13 protein-coding genes, 21 tRNA genes and 2 rRNA genes are annotated in these 21,123 nt (G+C 43.5%); 2 read left to right on the top strand and 34 right to left on the bottom strand.

Translation table 11 applies throughout. The features are described from left to right. Window positions 1-19: 19 nt before the first annotated feature. The 6 genes from menC to ACOSV2_RS19655 all read right to left on the bottom strand — a co-directional run bounded on the left by menC (window position 20) and on the right by ACOSV2_RS19655 (window position 7,486). Window positions 20-1,126 carry an o-succinylbenzoate synthase gene (menC, locus tag ACOSV2_RS19680; RefSeq protein WP_428976679.1) on the bottom strand — a complete coding sequence of 369 codons (1,107 nt, stop codon included), beginning with the start codon at window positions 1,124-1,126 and terminating at the stop codon, window positions 20-22. Continuing rightward, window positions 1,116-2,606 carry an o-succinylbenzoate--CoA ligase gene (locus ACOSV2_RS19675; protein ID WP_428976548.1) on the bottom strand — a complete coding sequence of 497 codons (1,491 nt, stop codon included), beginning with the start codon at window positions 2,604-2,606 and terminating at the stop codon, window positions 1,116-1,118. The genes menC and ACOSV2_RS19675 overlap by 11 nt, the downstream gene beginning before the upstream one ends. A 95-nt stretch (window positions 2,607-2,701) precedes the next feature. Next, entirely contained in the window at window positions 2,702-3,520 is an 819-nt protein-coding gene (gene menB / locus ACOSV2_RS19670; protein WP_064092736.1) for a 1,4-dihydroxy-2-naphthoyl-CoA synthase, read from the bottom strand. Window positions 3,521-3,535: 15 nt separating this feature from the next. Next, entirely contained in the window at window positions 3,536-4,345 is an 810-nt protein-coding gene (menH, locus tag ACOSV2_RS19665; RefSeq protein ID WP_428976547.1) for a 2-succinyl-6-hydroxy-2,4-cyclohexadiene-1-carboxylate synthase, read from the bottom strand. Further along, a complete protein-coding gene (gene menD, locus ACOSV2_RS19660) occupies window positions 4,342-6,084 on the bottom strand; it encodes a 2-succinyl-5-enolpyruvyl-6-hydroxy-3-cyclohexene-1-carboxylic-acid synthase (RefSeq protein ID WP_428976546.1) in 1,743 nt (580 codons plus the stop codon). The genes menH and menD overlap by 4 nt, the downstream gene beginning before the upstream one ends. Next, window positions 6,077-7,486, bottom strand: coding sequence for an isochorismate synthase (locus tag ACOSV2_RS19655; protein WP_428976545.1), 1,410 nt, complete (start codon window positions 7,484-7,486; stop codon window positions 6,077-6,079). The genes menD and ACOSV2_RS19655 overlap by 8 nt, the downstream gene beginning before the upstream one ends. 303 nt (window positions 7,487-7,789) lie before the next feature. On the opposite strand from ACOSV2_RS19655, the gene ACOSV2_RS19650 reads away from it, so the two are divergent. Together ACOSV2_RS19650 and ACOSV2_RS19645 are read left to right on the top strand one after the other, a co-directional pair. Then, entirely contained in the window at window positions 7,790-8,713 is a 924-nt protein-coding gene (locus tag ACOSV2_RS19650; RefSeq protein WP_428976678.1) for a 1,4-dihydroxy-2-naphthoate polyprenyltransferase, read from the top strand. A gap of 112 nt (window positions 8,714-8,825) precedes the next feature. Beyond that, entirely contained in the window at window positions 8,826-9,590 is a 765-nt protein-coding gene (locus ACOSV2_RS19645) for a TraR/DksA C4-type zinc finger protein (RefSeq protein WP_428976677.1), read from the top strand. Between the two features lie 37 nt (window positions 9,591-9,627). Here ACOSV2_RS19645 and ACOSV2_RS19640 read toward each other — a convergent pair whose 3' ends face one another. From ACOSV2_RS19640 to ACOSV2_RS19505, 28 genes are all read right to left on the bottom strand, one after another. Further along, the gene (locus ACOSV2_RS19640; protein WP_428976544.1) at window positions 9,628-12,033 is read right to left on the bottom strand and encodes a glycogen/starch/alpha-glucan phosphorylase; all 2,406 of its coding nucleotides are present in this window, start codon (window positions 12,031-12,033) and stop codon (window positions 9,628-9,630) included. Next, complete coding sequence (glgA, locus tag ACOSV2_RS19635; protein WP_428976543.1) at window positions 12,023-13,468, bottom strand: glycogen synthase GlgA; 1,446 nt, start codon at window positions 13,466-13,468, stop codon at window positions 12,023-12,025. The genes ACOSV2_RS19640 and glgA overlap by 11 nt, the downstream gene beginning before the upstream one ends. Continuing rightward, window positions 13,465-14,493 (bottom strand): glucose-1-phosphate adenylyltransferase, encoded by a 1,029-nt coding sequence (locus tag ACOSV2_RS19630; protein WP_428976542.1) that lies wholly within the window; start codon window positions 14,491-14,493, stop codon window positions 13,465-13,467. The genes glgA and ACOSV2_RS19630 overlap by 4 nt, the downstream gene beginning before the upstream one ends. Before the next feature lie 40 nt (window positions 14,494-14,533). Beyond that, window positions 14,534-15,691 (bottom strand): glucose-1-phosphate adenylyltransferase, encoded by a 1,158-nt coding sequence (locus ACOSV2_RS19625; protein ID WP_428976541.1) that lies wholly within the window; start codon window positions 15,689-15,691, stop codon window positions 14,534-14,536. 14 nt (window positions 15,692-15,705) lie between these two features. After that, window positions 15,706-17,565 (bottom strand): 1,4-alpha-glucan branching enzyme, encoded by a 1,860-nt coding sequence (glgB, locus tag ACOSV2_RS19620; protein WP_428976540.1) that lies wholly within the window; start codon window positions 17,563-17,565, stop codon window positions 15,706-15,708. Window positions 17,566-18,387: 822 nt separating this feature from the next. Beyond that, window positions 18,388-18,459 (bottom strand) — tRNA-Glu (locus tag ACOSV2_RS19615). Window positions 18,460-18,465: 6 nt separating this feature from the next. Then, a tRNA-Ser gene (locus ACOSV2_RS19610) sits at window positions 18,466-18,556 on the bottom strand. Between the two features lie 7 nt (window positions 18,557-18,563). Then, window positions 18,564-18,638, bottom strand: a tRNA-Asn gene (locus ACOSV2_RS19605). Between the two features lie 9 nt (window positions 18,639-18,647). Then, window positions 18,648-18,724: transfer RNA gene (locus ACOSV2_RS19600), tRNA-Ile, on the bottom strand. Window positions 18,725-18,733: 9 nt separating this feature from the next. Continuing rightward, window positions 18,734-18,807 (bottom strand) — tRNA-Gly (locus ACOSV2_RS19595). 20 nt (window positions 18,808-18,827) lie between these two features. Continuing rightward, window positions 18,828-18,903: transfer RNA gene (locus ACOSV2_RS19590), tRNA-His, on the bottom strand. Window positions 18,904-18,925: 22 nt separating this feature from the next. Further along, window positions 18,926-19,001, bottom strand: a tRNA-Phe gene (locus ACOSV2_RS19585). A gap of 51 nt (window positions 19,002-19,052) precedes the next feature. After that, window positions 19,053-19,129 (bottom strand) — tRNA-Asp (locus ACOSV2_RS19580). A gap of 78 nt (window positions 19,130-19,207) precedes the next feature. Further along, a tRNA-Met gene (locus tag ACOSV2_RS19575) sits at window positions 19,208-19,281 on the bottom strand. A 35-nt stretch (window positions 19,282-19,316) separates the two neighbouring features. Then, window positions 19,317-19,409: transfer RNA gene (locus ACOSV2_RS19570), tRNA-Ser, on the bottom strand. A 16-nt stretch (window positions 19,410-19,425) separates the two neighbouring features. Next, window positions 19,426-19,502 (bottom strand) — tRNA-Ile (locus ACOSV2_RS19565). Window positions 19,503-19,506: 4 nt separating this feature from the next. After that, window positions 19,507-19,583, bottom strand: a tRNA-Met gene (locus tag ACOSV2_RS19560). Window positions 19,584-19,664: 81 nt separating this feature from the next. Continuing rightward, window positions 19,665-19,740: transfer RNA gene (locus ACOSV2_RS19555), tRNA-Ala, on the bottom strand. Window positions 19,741-19,747: 7 nt separating this feature from the next. Then, window positions 19,748-19,824: transfer RNA gene (locus ACOSV2_RS19550), tRNA-Pro, on the bottom strand. Between the two features lie 7 nt (window positions 19,825-19,831). After that, window positions 19,832-19,908, bottom strand: a tRNA-Arg gene (locus ACOSV2_RS19545). Between the two features lie 102 nt (window positions 19,909-20,010). After that, a tRNA-Leu gene (locus ACOSV2_RS19540) sits at window positions 20,011-20,099 on the bottom strand. A 9-nt stretch (window positions 20,100-20,108) separates the two neighbouring features. Then, window positions 20,109-20,183, bottom strand: a tRNA-Gly gene (locus ACOSV2_RS19535). Between the two features lie 8 nt (window positions 20,184-20,191). Further along, a tRNA-Leu gene (locus ACOSV2_RS19530) sits at window positions 20,192-20,276 on the bottom strand. A gap of 40 nt (window positions 20,277-20,316) precedes the next feature. Next, window positions 20,317-20,392 (bottom strand) — tRNA-Lys (locus ACOSV2_RS19525). Window positions 20,393-20,421: 29 nt separating this feature from the next. After that, a tRNA-Thr gene (locus ACOSV2_RS19520) sits at window positions 20,422-20,497 on the bottom strand. A gap of 126 nt (window positions 20,498-20,623) precedes the next feature. Then, window positions 20,624-20,699: transfer RNA gene (locus ACOSV2_RS19515), tRNA-Val, on the bottom strand. 10 nt (window positions 20,700-20,709) lie between these two features. Then, window positions 20,710-20,826: ribosomal RNA gene (gene rrf / locus ACOSV2_RS19510) — 5S ribosomal RNA — on the bottom strand. Window positions 20,827-20,997: 171 nt separating this feature from the next. Next, window positions 20,998-21,123 (bottom strand): 23S ribosomal RNA (locus tag ACOSV2_RS19505); the annotation flags it as partial.

Here is a 21,123-nt window from a genome sequence, read left to right as displayed (position 1 = left end):
AGTAACTTGATAAAGACAACTATGCGTTTAACTTTTCTCTATACGTGGTCACTTCACTCAACCGTTTTTTATTCAACTCCACACCTATCCCCGGACCATCCAAACGTTCCGCCCTACCATTTTTCACGACGATAGGAGAAGAAATGATATCTTCTTCCCAATATTTCGAGGAGGAAGAAATATCCCCGGGAATCGAGAATCCCTCGAGGGTGGCAAGGGTCAGATTATGAGCCCGGGAAACCCCAAACTCGATCATCCCTCCGCACCATACTTTAATGTGATTCTCCTGACACAACCGGTAGATTTCCAAAGCACTAGTGTACCCTCCGACTCTGCCAAGCTTGATATTGACTACTCCGCAGCTATTTAAGTAGATGGCACTTTTCATATCATGGGGGGTTACGATGCTTTCATCCAAACAAATCGGAGTCGACAACTCTTTTTGCAAAAAAGAGTGTTCTACTAAATCGTCAACTCCCAAAGGCTGTTCGATCATCTCCAGACCAAACTCATCCAGTGCTTGAAGCCGGCTTTTGTCTTCAAGGGAATAAGCTGAGTTCGCATCTGCCAGAAGAGAAAGCGAAGGAAAATGGTCCCTCAACTCTTTCACAATCTCCACATCCGCTCCAGGAGAGATTTTCAGCTTTATGCGTTGATACCCTTCTTGCACAAGATCTTCAGCCGAATGGATCATTTCTTTCACTGAGTTGGACCCCACAACGGCTCCGGCAAGAATTTCAGAACGTGTCCCCCCGATCATCTCCCAGAGAGGAACGTTCTGCTGCCTTGCATAGAGATCCCATAAAGCCATTTCAAGTGCAGCCTTCGCCATTGAATTTCCCCGAACGGCTGCGAATCTGTTTCCGATTTCGTCAGGGTGTTGATATGGATTGCTGTATAGGAGAGGAATGAGTACATCCTTAAGCATATGATAGGATGTTTTCACGGTTTCTTCTGTATACCACGGTGTGGAAAAAGCAACCCCTTCTCCCAGCCCAATCAATCCATCGGCATCTTGAACCTCAACGATGATCCCTTCTCGTTTTTCAACAGTTTGCAAGTGTGTCACAAATGGCTTTTTCAATGGCATCGATAGGATGTGAAGCGTAATCGATTTAATTTTCATCGACATACAGTCCTTTTTCCCACTGATCCCTGAGCACTCTTCTCAGCAGTTTATTCGAGGCATTTCGTGGTACCTCATCGACAAAGATTATTTTTTTCGGCTGTTTATATGATGCCAGATGTGCGCTGCAGTATTGTAAGATCTCTTCTTTTGTAAGACGCTCTTTCTTAACGATAAACGCACAGGGAATTTGCCCCCATGTGTCATTTGGAATTCCAACCACCCCGGCATCCTCTACCCCGTCACAGCCTAACAGCACACTTTCAATTTCCGCAGGATACACATTTTCTCCCCCGGAAATGATGAGGTCTGATCGCCTGTCCAATACAAATAAGAATCCCTCATCATCTACATAGCCGATATCCCCAGTATGAAACCAGCCATCTTCAAAGCTTTTCGCATTGGCTTCCTCTCTCCGGTAATATCCGTTCGTCACATTCGGGCCTTTCACCAGGATTTCACCCTCTTGATTTGCTCGAGCTGCACCCTTTTCATTCTTGATTCTTAATTCGGAAGGAAAGAGTGGTTTCCCCGCTGAACCCAGCTTCGTCATACTGTATTCAGGTGATAACGTCACAATTTGAGAAGCCGTTTCCGTCATTCCGTATGTTTGAAACACGGGCACTCCCTTATCTTTACAAGCTTGAAGTAATGGAAGTGGTGCAGGTCCGCCGCCTAACAGCATACAGCGGAAGTTCGGGTGATACGTTCGATTTCCTGAATCTTTCATCAAACGCTGAAGCATATTGCTTACAACCGACATGATTGTGACTCTTCCACTTTCAAGCTCCTGATTGATGGTCTCGACGTCGAAGGTTTCAAACAGTCGTACCTTCATTCCATAAATCACACTTCTCATAAGGATCGAATATCCGCTTATATGAAAGAGAGGAACCGAGCAAAGCCAGGCATCATTTTCACTTATTCCCAGGTTCAAAGAAGATCCAATGGCACTCCACCAATGGTTTCCATATGATTGAAGGACTCCTTTGGGGGCTCCGGTCGTACCTGATGTGTACATAACCGAGCATGCTTGGTCTAACTGAAAATAATCCTTTACTTTAAAGCTTGAAGGGGCTGTTTGCAGCAATTGAGAGAATGAGATCCCATCAACGTGTTCCCCTAACAAAGACAGCTTCCCCTCAAACTCGTCGTCATAAATGACCGCCGATAACTCCATATCCTGTATTTGAAAAGATAATTCCTTCGAACTTAGTTTGTTATTTAATAGTACAGTCGTGAATCCGAGCTGTTGAATGGCATGAACGACCAACACAGATTCCACTTTATTTTTAATCATGAGTCCCACAAAAGGATGTGCAGAAGATTTCACTATGGTATGAAGCTGCTCACCGATGTGAATTGCTTTTTCCCAGAGCTCTCCGAAGGTATATTCCACATCACCATTACTTATTGCCATCCGATCAGGGGTTAAGAACGCTCTTTGTTTTAGCCAGTTAGGCAATTGCTGTGTTGTCATCCTGTCATTCTCCATTCCTTTCTTGTGTGTGCTCTTTAAATACTTCATTTAAAAAAGCCCGACGAATCCAAAAAGATTCATCAGGCCACCTTAAATCAAGGGAAACGAGGGAATTGTCCAAAGTCCGGTTTACGCTTTTCTTTAAATGCGTCTCGACCTTCCTTGGCTTCATCCGTTGTGTAGTATAGAAGTGTAGCGTCACCTGCAAGCTGTTGCAGACCCGCCAATCCATCTGTATCCGCGTTGAATGATGCCTTTAAGAAACGAAGGGCAGTAGGACTGTTCTCAAGCATTTCTGATGCCCATTGAACCGTTTCTGCTTCAAGCTGCTCATAAGGTACAACTGTATTGACCAGTCCCATTTCAAGCGCTTCTTGTGCATTGTATTGACGGCAGAGGTACCAGATTTCCTTTGCTTTCTTATGTCCGATGATGCGGGCAAGATAACCGGCACCGTATCCAGCGTCAAAGCTTCCTACCTTAGGACCCGTTTGTCCGAAGATTGCATTGTCAGCAGCGATCGTCAGGTCACACACAACGTGTAGGACATGTCCGCCACCGATTGCGTACCCTGCTACCATCGCAATGACCGGTTTAGGGATCACACGGATTAAGCGTTGTAAGTCCAATACATTCAGACGTGGAATTTCGTCTTCCCCTACATATCCGCCATGTCCGCGAACTCTTTGGTCTCCACCAGAACAGAATGCCTTTTCTCCAGCACCTGTCAGGATAATAACTCCAACCTTGGAATCGTCACGTGCATAGGCAAATGCATCGATTAATTCCATTACCGTTTTAGGACGGAATGCGTTACGAACTTCTGGTCGATTGATCGTAATCTTAGCGATTCCATTATATGTTTCGTACAAAATATCTTCGTAATTTCTTTCTGAAACCCATTCAAAAGCCATTGGTTTGTTCCTCCTTTATGTAGTTAACAGTAGTTCCTCTATTATTGTACCAAACTTTCGCGGTTCTTCCACATGAATTGCATGACCTGTGTTAGAAAATGTCATGATTTGAAAATCCGGATTATGCTTTTTCATTTCTTCTGCAATATGAACAAACTTCTGGTCCAGTTCTCCGACTAGTAAATAGACTGGACATGAGATCTCGCAAAGCTGGTCCCACCAAGAATCTTGAGCCCCTGTTCCCATTCCTTTCAAGCTATTGGATAAGCCCAAAGGGGACTGATCCAGGCGCTGCTTCCGAATCTGGGCACGCTCTTCATCAGTAAGTCTTTTTTGAGTAGCAAACAAGGGGATCTCTTCCCAAAAGTCGACAAAGGCTTCCATTCCTTCTCTCATGATTCTGTCGGCTAAAGCATGATCTTTTTTCCGCCGTTCCACTCTTGCTTCACTCGTTTTCAATCCGGGAGAGGCACTCTCAAGAATCAAAGTCTTCACCTTTTGAGGATACCTCATGGCGAAGTGAAGGGACGTCCGACCTCCCATGGAATAGCCGAACAAGATTGCCTGGTCTGCTTCAAGTACAGACAAAATGGAATCAAGATCATTCGATACATGATCCATTGTATATCTTGATGGATCTTCAGGGGATTCTGTACGTCCATGACCAATCAAATCAATGCTTATGCACCTATACCTAGTAGATAACCGATCAGTGATTCGTGACCATGTTGTCGTATCCCCGGTAAAACCATGAAGAAAAACCAAAGGCACTCCTTCTCCTTTAACTTCTACAAAATAACGGATATCATTCACTTGAAGAATCAATGAACGTCACCCTTAAATTTCTTCGCCATTTCCCGGGAAACAAAATTCCACAAATTGCGATGATTTGCTACATTTTCTTCACGGTTCGTCATGACTTCAATGATTTTCAAGCCATTTCTGTGCTGTGCTTCCGATACCGCTAGATGAAATTCTTCTTCTGATTCCACTCGGAAATAACTGGCATCATAAAGCCTGGCAGCATGAGAGAAATCCAGATCCATCGGCGTGCCGAACAAATCTTCAAAGTATTCACCTTCACTCGCTTGCGGAAGATAGGAAAAGATTCCCCCACCATTATTATTCAGGACCACTATGGTCAGATTCAGCTTATACTTTTTCCCAACGAGGAGGCCGTTTAGATCGTGGAAGAAAGCAAGATCCCCAATCAGAAGATACATGGAATCTGAGCAGGTGCTCATCCCAAGTGCGGTCGACACTACGCCATCAATTCCGTTCGCTCCCCGATTGGCATAGATACCGATGGACCGGTTATTACTAAAGAAAAACGTATCCATGTCCCGAATCGGCATGCTGTTGCTGACAAATACATTCGACTTTTCAGGCAGATGTTGAATAAGTTCACTAACTGCCATTCCTTCATCCCACGACTGATGACCTTTTATAAGCAGTTCCTTTGTGGAATGATTCACATTCTTCCAGTGATTGATCCATTCATCAGAACCATCGCGACTTGCTTCATTGATCATGCTTTGGCAGAATTGGCCTTCATCACAATAGATGTATTCCGTCCCTTTGGAAATGGGATCCTGCCACTCTTCCCCCGGACTCACGATCCAGTATGGAATGTCCGAAAGACTTTTCAGAAACAACATGAGAGGCTTTGATACAGGCATGGCTCCGAAACGAATCACGATTTCAGGATGCAGGCTCTCCTTCACTTCATCAATCTTCAGGAACGTATCATAGGTATCGATTATATGTGCCTTCGAATGAGAACCGCTCCTCATTTGGGAGAGGGGGTCCGCTGCGATTGGAAAGCCGAATTGCTCACTAAAAGAAATGATGGAGTCAATCGAATCACTATTCAGTCCCGGTCCGCAAATAATCAGACCTCTCTTATTATTTCCGAGAATCCCCTGCAGCTCCTGTGAGACAGAGGGGGACAGGCTCCTTTCTCCGTGAAGGACCCTTTTCACCTGTGAACCTGATGAATAAGAAACGTTCTTTAAATCAGGAATTAACGGTTCTCTAAATGGAAAGTTAAAGTGAACGGGTCCTTTCGGTTCTCCTAAAGAAAGTCCTATTCCTCTGGATGCTGAAGATCTTGCATATTCAAGCATGGACGGACTATTTTCCGGCAGTGCCATATCCACTGTCCATTTTACATGTTTTCCATATAGATCGAGCTGATCAATCGCTTGCGGGGCACCTACCTCACGCAGCTCATGGGGACGATCGGCCGTCAGCACGATCAATGGCACTTTCGCGTAGCGTGCTTCAATAATCGCTGGATAATAATTGGCTGCTGCCGTTCCGGATGTACAGAGGATCGCGATCGGCTTTTTCTTTGCCTTCGCAACCCCTAGAGCAAAGAAAGCAGCAGAGCGTTCATCTACATTAATGTACGTTTTCACTTCAGGATGATGGGCGAATAACAACGCCAAAGGAGTAGAACGAGAGCCAGGGCTAATGACTACATCGTCTACTCCATTTCCAACTAATTCTTCAATAAATGCCGCTAAATAATGAGTTAGCTTCTGCTGATGTTCATCAATCATGTACGTTTCCCCCTAATGCCCTTAGCATCGGTCGAAATTTCATTTGTGTTTCTTTAAATTCACTTTCAGGTTCGGAATCTGCCACAATTCCACACCCTGCATATAAATAGGCCTTATCTCCCTGAAGGAGACCCGAGCGAAGGGCAACGGCATACTCACCATTTCCATAGGCATCGATCCAGCCTACGGGACCTGCATATAATCCGCGGTCCATCTCTTCCTCTTCCCTGATTACGTGCAATGCTTTATCCCTCGGAACCCCACCTAATGCAGGAGTCGGGTGTAATTTCCCCACCAATTCCAAAAGGGATGTATGTTCAGAAGCCTGCCCGGTGACAGGAGTATATAAATGCTGAATGTCTTTCAGCTTCATCAATTGAGGCGATGATGGAATCGTCAACGACTCACAGTAAGGTGCAAGAGCCTCATGGATACTCTCAACAACAAGCTGATGCTCGTAACGGTTCTTCTCATCCAGGAGGAGCTCCGTTCCCAGTTTCTCGTCGTTTTCCAGCGTATCCCCGCGTGCGATGGATCCTGCTAAACAGGTGGAAAGAACATCATCTCCTGTTTTCTTCACAAGTCGTTCAGGTGTGGCTCCAATAAAACAGCTTTCTTTCCTTTCAAAACTGAAAACAAAGCTATCCGGCTGCTGCTTCCACAAATTATCCAATACAAAGTCAGATGACACTTGCGTTTCAAACGCCACTTCACATTTTCTGGCAAGCACTACCTTATCCATCTCACCCTGTTTTAAACGATTCACTACATTTTGAACAGAATCCTTCCATTCTTGAGGCTTCATATCCCTATTTTGCAGCCATCGGGGCTGTTCAGGTATAATGGGCATCCCCGCGCTTTCAAGAAGCTTTTCTTTGACCCTGATAAGATCATGGAATAAGCTTTCTTCCGATTCTTCCGGATAGCAAATGAAATTCATCGTTAAATAGTTGGTTTTCCCCGGCTTTGTCAGCATAAACTTAGGTAATTGAAACGTACCGTTCGAGAATTGCTCCCACTCTTCTCCGATATCATTAAGCGGATCAAAGCTAAAGCCCCCGAATAACAAAGGTCCTGTGCCTGTCCATTCTTCCCCGGTCACAATCACTGACTCTTCAATTAAGCGCTTCCACTCTTTCTCAACCGTAAAAAATCGGTCATTTATATCATTTGCAGACATGATATGAGCTGCTCCAAGCCCTACCAACGAAATGGTATGATCACGGTCCTTCCATAAAAAACGCTCTCCCATAAAAGAGCTTCCTCCATAATAAAAAGAAAGAGGATCCACTGCATCTACTTCCTCCACTATGCTGAGAAGGACGGGGTGATGTATTTGTTTAGCCTTCATTTTGGCTGTATCATATGCTTTTTCAATTTTGGTTTTATGAATGGTAACCAATTGAATTCCCCCAAACAAAATCACGTACGATATTCAAACTTATTTTAAGATACACCTGTCTTTAAGGTGTGTCAACGAAGTTTAAGACATGATACAATTTTTATCCTTATTATATATAATAAACCCTTTTTCCCCTTTTGAGAAACCAAAAGCGTTGTAAAAGTACTCAATTACTGGAAAATAGCACCTTCACGGATATTTTAGAAAATGATTGACAGTCCCACTCGCTTTACCTACACTTTAATCTGTAAAGGAATTGTAATGTTTTCTGAAAATTCCTTATTGCGTAAGGGAGAGAGTATGATGGAACAACAAGTATCCAATGTTTTGGAATCAGATAAAGGGTGGAAAATCTGGTGGCAGCTTACAAGGCCACACACTCTAACAGCAGCATTTGTACCTGTTTTACTAGGCACCGTTCTTGCACTGCAATTTACTACGGTAAGCGTATCATTATTTGCCGCCATGCTTATTGCATGTTTGCTTATCCAGGCTGCTACCAATATGTTTAACGAGTATTATGACTATAAGCGAGGCCTTGATACAGAGCATTCTGTCGGTATCGGAGGAGCAATCGTCCGGAACGGGGTCAAACCCTCTACGGTCATAAACCTGGCCTTTTCATTGTACGGAATTGCCCTTTTATTAGGAATTTATATTTGTCTTAATAGCACATGGTGGCTGGCACTCATAGGTATAGTGTGCATGGCAGCGGGGTACTTTTATACTGGAGGACCTATGCCAATTGCTTACACGCCTTTTGGAGAGATCGTCGCAGGGTTCTTTATGGGACTTGTGATCATTCTCATATCATTTTACATTCAAACCGGATATATCAATGAGGACAGCATCCTAATTTCCGTTCCCGTTTCTATTTTAGTCGGCGCGATACTGCTGGCCAACAACATCCGCGACCTGGATGGGGATAAAGAAAACGGTCGAAAAACAATCGCCATTCTTTTAGGAAGAAAAGGAGCGATCATCCTTTTGGGGGGCATGTTTGTCGTATCCTATGGCTGGATTATCGGGCTCGTTCTTGCCGGCGTTTCATCACCTTGGCTATTCGTTGCCTTTCTTAGTATCCCGAAAGCCGTCAAGGCCACGACAGGATTCTTCGGAAAAACACAGCCGATCGAAATGATGCCCGCCATGAAAGCCACCGCACAAACAAACACCATCTTTGGATTCCTTTTATCCATTGGACTATTACTTGCATATATGCTTTAAAAAACATGAGTCGACCCTTCATTTAGGGTTCGACTCTTTTTTTATGTTTTAATAACCCCACTTTCGGATAAAGTATGGTTAGTACATTATTTAAGCGAACATAATGAAGGATGTGAAGAAATTGCTAACAGACAGCCAAAAACAGACACTAAAACAAGAATTGGTTCAACAGGAAAAACAGTTACAGGAACATTTACATCAGGATTTAGATAATCTTCACCATACAAATGAACGTGATAACTCAGGTGAACTCTCCCTTTACGATAATCATCCTGCCGACATGGGAACAGAGTTATATGAAAGAGAGAAGGATTTCGCCATAGATGATCACGCCAAACTGGAACTAAATAAAATTCAAAAAGCCCTTCAGGCGATGGAACAAGGAACGTATGGACAATGTAAAGAATGCGGTCAGGAAATTCCATACGAGCGGTTGGAAGTCATTCCGACGACACTTTATTGTAAAGACCATTCACCGGAACAATCGACTCCCCAGGATAGACCAGTAGAGGAAGAAGTACTGCAGCCGCCTGTTGATAATGAATTCAGGCACGAAACCGAGGGAAATGTCCGGGATGATCAAGACAGCTTTCAGGAAGTAGGCCGCTTCGGTACATCCGAGACACCTTCTGACTTCGAAGGTGATTATGAAGACTATTCCGAATTGTATCAGGATGAAGACACATCAGAAGGATTTACCGAGGATTTCGAATCCTTTGTCGGAACCGACATGGAAGGCTCCAATCGCAAGGCTTACCCTTCGAAAACCCATGAAGAATACGAGGATATGCTGGATGAGAACAATATGGAATCCACATTGGGTGACATACCGTATAAAGATGGCGACAGTTATATTTCTGAAAAGAAGAAGAAATGATTTAAAAAGCTTGGGGAAAGTTTCCCCAAGCTTTTTCCTACTTTATTAAACTGCCCTGTGCAATGCCCCATATGTCTTTCGCATACTGCTCAATCGTCCGGTCACTCGAGAAATATCCGGAGCCCGCAATATTCTGCAAGCACATTCGTGACCAATGCTCTTTATTTTCATACGCTTTTCCTGCTTGTTCATGAGCCCTGACATAGGAATCGAAATCCCTTAGAACAAAGAATTGATCGTTCTCGGTTAGTAAGGAATCATAAATGGTTTCAAAATGGTCACCTGCATCAGGAAGTGTATCGTCAATCAATTGATTCAACACCCTCTTAATTCGGGCATCATAGTGAAAATACTCCATTGCATAATATCCACCGTGATGCTGATATTTCATCACTTCATCAGCGGTTAAACCAAAAATAAAAATATTCTCTTTTCCTACTTGCTCAAGAATCTCAATATTCGCCCCGTCCAATGTTCCGATGGTCAAGGCTCCGTTCATCATGAACTTCATATTTCCTGTACCGGAAGCTTCTTTGCTGGCTGTTGAAATCTGTTCAGACAAATCAGCTGCGGGAATGATTTCTTCCGCTAATGATACCCGGTAATTTTCCAGGAAGACGACTTTAATTCTCCCTTTTACAAGTGGGTGGTCATTCACCAGATCCGCTACAGAGTGAATCAACTTAATGATTTTCTTCGCATAGTAGTAACCCGGGGATGCTTTTGCTCCAAAAATGAACGTTCGCGGATGAAAATCAAAGCTTGGATCTTCCACACAGCGATTATAGAGGTGAAGAATGTGTAAAACATTCATCAGCTGGCGCTTATACGCATGTAGCCGCTTCACTTGAATATCAAATATCGAAGTAGGATCGACGACGATTCCATTACTTTCAAATATTCGATCTGCAAGCTTCCGTTTATTTTCCTGTTTTACATCATACAGGTCCTTAAGAAACACCGTATCATGATGATACTCTTTCAAGTCCGCTAACTTACCGGGATCTTTAATCCATCCATCCCCGATGGAAGACGATATCAGATTCGACAGTGACGGGTTGCTATTCAATAGCCATCTTCTATGTGTAATGCCATTCGTCTTACTATTAAATTTATCAGGATAATATTGATAGAATAAGTTCATTTCTCTTAGCTTTAAGATTTCCGTATGAATCTTTGCCACTCCATTCACACTAAAGCTTCCTACAATCGCCAGATGAGCCATTTTCACTTCATCATGGGAGATGATCGCCATATCCTCTATCCGCTTCCAATCACCAGGATACTCCTTCCACAATTCCTGACAGAATCGCTCATTGATTTCATTCACGATCATATGGATGCGTGGCAGCAGGGGTTGGAAAATACGGATCGGCCATCTCTCTAGTGCTTCTGAAAGAGTCGTATGATTCGTATAGGCAAATGTATTCGTAGTGATTTCCCACGCTTCTTCCCATTCAAAGGAATACTCATCAAGAAGGACCCTCATCAGTTCTGGAATCGCGAGAACCGGATGAGTATCATTGATATGGATTGAAATGTTTTCATGAAGCTCCTTCAAATCCCCATTCCGATACAGATAGGAATCAAGAATAGAGCGGATACTTGCCGATACCAAGAAATATTGCTGTTTAAGTCGCAGGATTTTCCCTTCTTCATGGGTATCGTCAGGATAAAGAAATTCAGTGATCGCTTCCGTATCACGCTTGTATTTCATCATATCTTTCCCGGCTTTATAGGCAGCGGGTTCAGCACTCCATAAACGGAGAGTATTGACCGTCGACGTCTCAAATCCTACTACAGGCATATCATAAGGAACGGCCGCTACAACTTCTGCATCCACATGTCGAAACTTCAATACATCATTATCCGTATAAGATTCCACCTGCCCCCAGAAAGGCACTTCGACGGTAAGATCTGACTTTCGAACTTCCCATACATGTCCATGACGCAGCCACTGCTCCGGAAGCTCCATCTGAAAACCGTTGACAATCTTTTGTTCAAATAATCCATGCTTGTAACGGATCCCATAGCCATGACCAGGTAAATTAAGGGACGCCAAAGAGTCCAGGAAACATGCAGCCAAGCGACCCAGACCACCGTTTCCGAGTCCCGCATCGTGCTCAACCTCTTCCATTTCAGCAAGGTCTATTCCAAGGTCCTTCAATCCCTTATCCACAATATCGTAGATTCCTAAATTCATCAGGTTCTGACGAAGCAGGCGTCCAAGGAGAAATTCAATCGATAAGTAATACACCTGCTTTTGTTTACTGAACCGGTACTGCTCATTCGTATGAATCCAGTTCATCGAGATGTATTCCCGTATAAGATGACCTAATGTAAAAAACTGATCCTGAGTGGTGGATTCAGGAAACGTCTTTCCATACATCATTTCAAGCTTCTTCAGAAACATTTCTTTAAATTCAATTGGATCAGAAAACATGGCTTTCACTCCTTGATACCAGGTCAGCATATAGTTGATTATACTTAAAGGCCGATTGGGCCCAACTATAATCTTTATTCATTGCGGTTCGTACAATATGATTCCATGTTTCCGGATCTTCGTAGAAATACGATAGAGCTCTTCGATAGGTGTAGAGCATATCGTGAGCATTAAAGTTCTTAAACGAAAAACCGTTCCCTGTCTTCGTTTCTTCATTATAGGATTCAACCGTATCGTTCAATCCGCCTGTCTCCCGGACAAGCGGAAGGGCTCCATATCTCATGGCAATTAATTGACCCAGTCCGCACGGTTCGAACTTAGAAGGCATCAGGAACAAATCACTGGCAGAATAAATCTGTTTTGCCAGTTCCTCATTAAATCCGATTTGCACTCTGACCTTATCCGGATACGTCCATTCCATCTCCCTGAAGAACTGTTCAAACTCCCAATCCCCTGTTCCCAACAGGACAAACTGAACATTTTCCTGAATCATTTCATGAAAGACTCCCCTGACCAGCTCAAGCCCTTTTTGATTCGTTAACCTTGAAATGATGGATACAAGAGGGGTTCCTTCATTCTCCTCGAGCCCGAGGCTTTTTTGCAGATGGCGCTTCGCCTGTTTCTTCCCATGAAGGTTGCCGCTGAAATAAGGAAACTCTCCCTCATCCGGATTGTACACTTCATCGTCGATCCCATTGAGGATACCCAATAATTGGTTGTATCGTTGACCCAGGATATTATGAAGCTTTTCTCCATAGTAAGGCGTGAGGATTTCTTCTTTATATGTAGGACTCACAGTTGTGACAAAATCCGAAGAAATGAGCGCCCCTTTCATGAAATTGATGTTTCCATAAAACTCGAGGTATTCATGATGAAAATACCTCTCAGGGATGTCTAACAAGTCAGTCATCACCTGTTTAGGATAAATCCCTTGAAATTGCAGATTATGAATGGTGAACACGCTACGTATAAAGGAATAGCCGGGTCTCTCCTGATACTCGCTTCTCAACAAGAACGGAACCATGCCTGTGTGCCAATCATGACAGTGAATCACATCAGGGTAAAAATCGAGGACAGCGATACTTTCCAATACGGCTCTTGTAAAGTACGCGAATCGCTCCCCGTCATCAAAATATCCGTATAGACGATCCCGATTAAAATAGTATTCATTGTCGACAAAATAATACGTTACTCCATTTTCATTGTACTCTTCAATTCCACAATACTGATTTCGCCAGCCAACTGACACGAAAAACTCTTTCTTCCGATTCATTTTAGAACGAAACTCCTGAGGAATTCCACCGTATTTAGGCAGAATCACCCTGACATCCGTCCCTAAACTCCTTAACTCCTTAGGCAGGGCGCCTGCAACGTCCGCTAAGCCTCCAGATTTAATGAAAGGGACACACTCGGATACTACAAATAACACTTTCACGAATTCATCAGCGCTCCTTGAATCATCCCTTTGCGAATGACTATTGGGTTGTTTGGATCTCCGATAAGCTTTACGCCATCCTCAATTTTCACATCTTTATCCAAGATCACATTCTCTAGTACACAGTTATCTCCAATTTGGCTCTTCTGCATAATGATGCTGCTCGAAATCGTTGTATTTTTTCCAACCTTCACCGCTCTGAACATCGTAGAGTTCTTCACTTGACCTTCAATGAAGCAACCATTGGCGATGATGCTATTTTTCACACTTGCAGCTGATGTGTAGCGTGTTGGCGGCTCATCCTTCACCTTTGTATAGATTGGCATATCTTTCTTGAACAGCTCTTTCCAATAAGATAAGTTCATTAGCTTCATGCTGGCATCATAGTACTCTTCAATGCAATCAATCGTTTGAACAAATCCATCATGCTCATAGCCGCACACCTTAAAACCGCTATCCATATCCTCCACGACATCCTGCATACATGTATAGCCTGTTTCACGTCGTTTCTGGATCAAATCAATGAGTGTATTCGTTTTCACCAAGTACATGTCTAAAGAGTTTCCGTTATGACGCAAGTCAGTTATATCACAGCCGATTCGCATATGGCGTTGCAGGACCGGTTGGTAGTCAATATTACATAACGTAAAGCAATTGCTGATCAATGCGTACTCCTGTGTACTTCGCTTAAAATAGTCCAGGTGATGAGCGAAGTGATTAAATGATCCCACACCATCTTCACTTGCTTCCAGGCCTGGTGCCGGGAAGAAAAACAACCCATCACGCTTTCTGTTCAGATCCCAGTTCTTCCCCGATCCAAGATGATCCATAAGGGAACGGTATTGAAACTTAGGGAATATCGCAACGGAACCAATATCCGAATTCACCATATTGGAAAGTACAAAGTCGATCAGGCGGTATCTGCCCGCAATCGGAAGGGCCGCTAATGAACGATGTAACAGTAAATCCTCTAACGAATCATAGTAACTAGTAGCATCAATAACTCCAAGCATAGTATTTTTCAAAACACTTCCTCCTCTTATGTTGTAATGTGGACTTCAACCCTTACACTTTTTCTTGTTCCAGTAGTGTTTCAATGAATGATTCCGTAACCAAAATGATTTCATCCGATCCTTCTTCCGGCATGATGCATAGGCCGCTCGGAACCTTGACATTCGACGGCACGATCGCCTGCTCGATATAGGCGTTTTCCCCAATGACAGCATCCGGCATAATGACTGAGCGACTGACATGCGCTCCCTTTTTCACTGTGGTTCCTTGAAACAGGACGGATTTGCGGATGGTACCTTCAATCGTACATCCTTCGTTCACAAGAGATCCCTCCACAGAGGCTTCTTCAGAAATATATTGAGGTGGCTCATTTGGATTAACCGAATACACTCGCCAGTCGTGATCGAACAGATTCAGCTCATTTTCCTCATCAATCAAGTCCATATTGGCTTCCCATAAGCTCTTAACCGTTCCGACATCTTTCCAGTACCCTTTAAACGGATAAGCCATCAGTTTTTTCTTCTCATCAAGCAGCAAAGGGATAACATCCTTCCCAAAGTCATGGCTGGAATCAGGATTACGCTCATCCATCTCCAAGTAATCCTTAAGCACTGAATAATTGAAAATATAGATACCCATCGAAGCTAGATTACTCTTAGGAAAAGCCGGTTTTTCCTCGAACTCTGTGATTCTCATTTCCTCATTCGTGTTCATAAGACCGAACCTGCTTGCCTCATCCCAGCCTACTTCAATGACAGAAATCGAGACGTCTGCTTTCTTCTCAATGTGATATTCCAGCATTTTGCTGTAATCCATCTTGTAAATGTGATCTCCCGATAGAATCAATACATATTCAGGATCATATTGCTCAAGATAGTTCATATTTTGATAGATCGCACTGGCCGTTCCCGTATACCAGCGCATCTCAGATGATTCCGCATAAGGCGGGAGTACGGTCACTCCACCATTTTTACGATCAAGATCCCATGCGCTTCCAATCCCGATATAAGAATTCAATACTAATGGTTGGTACTGAGTAAGGACACCCACCGTGTCAATCCCGGAGTTCGTACAATTGCTCAAGGTGAAATCAATAATGCGGTATTTCCCTCCAAAAGGTACGGCTGGTTTTGCCAGGCTCTTTGTCAATGAGCTTAACCGGCTCCCTTTTCCACCTGCTAATAACATCGCTACACATCTACCTTTTCCCATCCTTCTCTCCCCTTTCAATCTATTGGTTTTAAATAAACGGCTGCGTATGGCGGAATCGTCATTTCCACATATCCATCTCTTCCATGGTACGACTCATTGTGCACAACAAGAGGCATTGGATTCACCTGATGAGAACCCCCAAATCGTTCATCATCGCTATTCCAAATTTCTTCATAAGAAGACACCTTATTCACACCAACCTTATACTGGTGGTATACATGAGGGCTGAAATTACAGATCACTACAAGATGATCCCCCTTCTCTTTCCCGTTTCTGATAAAAGAGAAAATCTGCTGCTCTCTATTATCCACATCCACCCATTCAAATCCTTCTGAACGATGATCCATTTGGAATAATGGTTCAGCACCTTTATATAAATGCATAAGTTCTTTAAAATATGAATTGAATTTGTGATGAAAATCATAATCCAATAAATGCCAATCTAATTCCTCTAAATCCTTCCACTCTGAAAACGGGGCAAGTTCACTTCCCATAAACAGAAGCTTTTTCCCTGGATGAGCCATCATATAGCTCAGGAGCAGCCGGTATTGAGCGAATTTCTGCCAGTAATCACCGGGCATTTTATTCAATAATGACTTCTTCCCATGGACCACCTCGTCATGGGAAAACGGAAGCACATAATTCTCTGAATACGCATATAACAATGAAAATGTGATAAGAGAATGTACATGCCTTCTTTCAGACGTATCTGTTTCCATATATTTAAGGACGTCATTCATCCATCCCATATTCCACTTATAATTAAAGCCCAGTCCTCCATAATGAACAGGGGATGTCACCTGTGGCCAGTCTGTAGAATCCTCTGCTATCATCAAAATCGAAGAGTCATACTCAAAAACGGCCTTATTCAAGTTTTTTAGAAACTGTAAGGCTCCCTCATTAGGAGCAAGCTCTCCCTGGTTTGCCCAGTAAATAATATTGGCCACTGCATCAATCCGGAAGCCATCAATATGATACAGATCCATCCAGAACCGTGCATTCGATATCAGGAAGCTTCTCACTTCCCCCTTACCTAAATCAAAATTCGCTGTTCCCCACGTATAATTCTCACGGTCCCGTTCCTCTCCATACTCATAAGCAAACGAACCATCAAATTCATATAACCCGTGGGCATCTTTACAAAAATGACCCGGGACCCAATCCAAAATCACGCCAATATTATGTAAATGACATTCATTCACGAACGCCATCAATTCATGAGGTGAGCCGTAGCGACTAGTCGGAGAATAATAACCAGTACCCTGATACCCCCAAGAACGATCAAACGGATGCTCCGTGACAGGCAGCAACTCAATATGTGTAAATCCTTGTTCTTTCACATGAGGAATTAATTGCTGAGCCAATTCCTTATAAGAAAGAAACTTACCCGCTTTCTTCTTCCATGTGCCCAAATGCACTTCATAAATCGCCATAGGCTTGTCATAGACCGTCGAACTGCCTCGATCCTCGAGCCACTTCTCATCCTCCCAGGAAAATCCCTGCAGCTCATACACCACGCTTGCAGTATTTGGACGCTTCTCAGAAGCAAACCCGTATGGATCCGCCTTAAGCTTCTTTAAACCGGATAGAGTGGTAATCTCGTACTTATACGTTTCTCCAGATAGATCCCCATCAATGCGAATTGTCCATAAACCTTCGTTATTCCGCCGTCTAAGTTCATACCCGGCTCCATTCCAATGATTAAAAGATCCAACCAATGAAACATGTCTTGCTTTCGGTGCCCAAACGCAAAATTCTGTATAGGTCCCAGTGGAATCTCTTCTCACATGTGAACCCATAAACTGATAGGCCTGCTGCAAATTTCCCTCATGAAACAAAAAAACATCATAATCTGATATGGTCATTGCGTTCATCAACTCACCTACATTTTTTCAATCTACTTACTACTTTCTTTCAACTTCATCAAAATCCTCTTTATTATCGTCGCTCAATTACGACAATTTCCTACATACTTATGATAAAATGGTTCGCTTTTGGAAAGTCTTACTAAATGGTAAGGTTTACATTGGAAGAACATAGGGGAAACGTGTTGAATTCATAGCATAATTTGTCGAAAGTTTTTTTATTAAAAAAGTGAAATTTTAAGGAAATGCAGAAGGATTCAGGTATTTTGTATCGTTTTAGGTGGAAGGGTGAGGAATCTGTGGTGTCGAATGGAGGAGTGATTAAGAATCGATGATAAGTCTTGCAGTTGCTTCTTAGGGTGGATAAAACCTGTTTTATGGGACAATAAAGGAGGAATCATGCATAGTGTAATCTTTGAGGAGGTAGGGGTTATTCAATACTTTGAGAAGATTAATGGGGAGATTAAGAGGTGGTTGATGCCTATTACTCTTCGATGATCACTGACTGAATATCCCCTCACATCTTCCGATTATCGTATTGAAAAATTCGAGCTAATAAGAAGAGTGTAGAAGTTGATAATAAATGTTGGAAAGTCGATAATAAAGTGGCCAAAGTCGATAATATATGTTGGAAAGTCGATAATATATCCCTCATACAGATGTAGAAGCATGCTTTCTCATGTAAAACCGCTTATTTTAATCCCGATCTGGCTCCATATTCAATTAAATCGCTTCATTAAGTCATGTTTTTAACTTATTTTAAATAAAATGACCGCCAATTTTACTTTGTACAATAAAAAAAGACTATCAAAATGATAGTCTTCTTTCAGATGACCCATACGGGATTCGAACCCGTGTTACCGCCGTGAAAGGGCGGTGTCTTAACCGCTTGACCAATGGGCCATAATATGGCGGAGAAGGAGGGATTTGAACCCTCGCGCCGGTTGCCCGACCTACACCCTTAGCAGGGGCGCCTCTTCAGCCACTTGAGTACTTCCCCATATTATTGGCTCCGCAGGCAAGATTCGAACTTGCGACCGATCGGTTAACAGCCGATAGCTCTACCACTGAGCTACTGCGGAATAATGAAATGGTGGGCCTAAGTGGACTCGAACCACCGACCTCACGCTTATCAGGCGTGCGCTCTAACCAGCTGAGCTATAGGCCCAAAAATAATTGGAGCGGGTGAAGGGAATCGAACCCTCATCATCAGCTTGGAAGGCTGAGGTTTTACCACTAAACTACACCCGCACTATTTATATAAGAAGATATGGGGCGACTGATGGGAATCGAACCCACGAATGCCTGAACCACAATCAGGTGCGTTAACCACTTCGCCACAACCGCCATAATGTCTTCAAATAAAAAATGGTGGCTCAGGACGGAATCGAACCGCCGACACATGGATTTTCAGTCCATTGCTCTACCAACTGAGCTACTGAGCCTTACTTAGAGTGAAATATTTAATTATGAACCATAATCTTATAAAAAGAAAATGGCGGTCCGGACGGGACTCGAACCCGCGACCTCCTGCGTGACAGGCAGGCATTCTAACCAACTGAACTACCGGACCAAAGTTTTTTCGCGATAGCGAAAATAACTATCCATGCGTGACTCATTAAGGATTATCCTATCTAAGTCAAAAATGGTATTGCGGGGACAGGATTTGAACCTGCGACCTTCGGGTTATGAGCCCGACGAGCTACCGAACTGCTCCACCCCGCGACGATATAAATATGAAATTTCCACTGAATAAAATATGGAGGAGGAAGGGGGATTCGAACCCCCGCGGGCTGTTACACCCCTGTCGGTTTTCAAGACCGATCCCTTCAGCCGGACTTGGGTATTCCTCCGTAATGAAATGGTACTTGGTGGACCTTGTAGGACTCGAACCTACGACCGGACGGTTATGAGCCGTCTGCTCTAACCAACTGAGCTAAAGGTCCCTTTTGGTAGCGGCGGAGGGGATCGAACCCCCGACCTCACGGGTATGAACCGTACGCTCTAGCCAGCTGAGCTACACCGCCAAGATACATTTAATATCAAATTAATTGATAGATGAATCTCTCAAATATCAATGACGTTTATTTTGCTTTCGCAAAAAAATTTGGTGGAGCCTAGCGGGATCGAACCGCTGACCTCCTGCGTGCAAAGCAGGCGCTCTCCCAGCTGAGCTAAGGCCCCAAAGAAGTGGTCGGGAAGACAGGATTCGAACCTGCGACCCCTTGGTCCCAAACCAAGTGCTCTACCAAGCTGAGCTACTTCCCGAAATATATGGCGCGCCCGAGAGGAGTCGAACCCCTAACCTTTTGATCCGTAGTCAAACGCTCTATCCAATTGAGCTACGGGCGCTAAATGATTCTATTGTTCTTTCCTTATTGACAACCGCAAGTTAAGGAAAGATATTTTGCTTACGCAAACCATTGAAGATTATTTTGCTTTCGCAAAAAATCTTGGTGCCGAGGACCGGAATCGAACCGGTACGGTAGTCACCTACCGCAGGATTTTAAGTCCTGTGCGTCTGCCAGTTCCGCCACCCCGGCAAAATCTTCTGGAGCGGAAGACGGGATTCGAACCCGCGACCCCCACCTTGGCAAGGTGGTGTTCTACCACTGAACTACTTCCGCAAAATAAATGGTGCGGGTGAAGGGACTTGAACCCCCACGCCTTGCGGCGCCAGATCCTAAGTCTGGTGCGTCTGCCAATTCCGCCACACCCGCATGATATAAATGGAAAGATATTTTGCTGCGCAAAAACCTTTGGTGAGCCATGAAGGATTCGAACCTTCGACCCTCTGATTAAAAGTCAGATGCTCTACCAACTGAGCTAATGGCTCATCTGAAAAGATGATATTTAGAACCAAAATGGTGCCGGCAAGAGGACTTGAACCCCCAACCTACTGATTACAAGTCAGTTGCTCTACCAGTTGAGCTACACCGGCATGTATGCTTGGTTTACTTATATATGAAGACTACTTAATGAAAAGTTGTTTTCATATAGGAAATTCAAGGAGAGATATTTTGCTTGCGCAAAAATCTTTGGTTTATTTCACTTGCGTAAAAAAACTTGGTGGAGGATGACGGGATCGAACCGCCGACCCTCTGCTTGTAAGGCAGATGCTCTCCCAGCTGAGCTAATCCTCCAAAATATTAAGCCTGGCGACGTCCTACTCTCACAGGGGGAGATCCCCCAACTACCATCGGCGCTGAAGAGCTTAACTTCCGTGTTCGGCATGGGAACGGGTGTGACCTCTTCGCCATTGTCACCAGACTATTTCTTGTCTCTTTTAAAGGACAAGTATTATTATATCGCGTAGATATAATTTTTCAAGGCTTTTTTTATATTTACGTATAAAATTCATTCCCTGAAAACTAGATAAAGAATTGATGTCAAGAAAGCCGAATATCGACCAATTGTTGTTCATTTAAAAAATGACTCTTTGTGGTTAAGTCCTCGATCGATTAGTATCAGTCAACTCCACATGTCGCCATGCTTCCATCTCTGACCTATCTACCTAGTCATCTTCTAGGGATCTTACTCACTTACGTGATGGGAAATCTCATCTCG

The organism is Rossellomorea sp. DUT-2, assembly GCF_052665285.1.
Note: the sequence above shows the minus strand (reverse complement) of the source record. Positions and strands in the feature narration are given on the sequence as shown.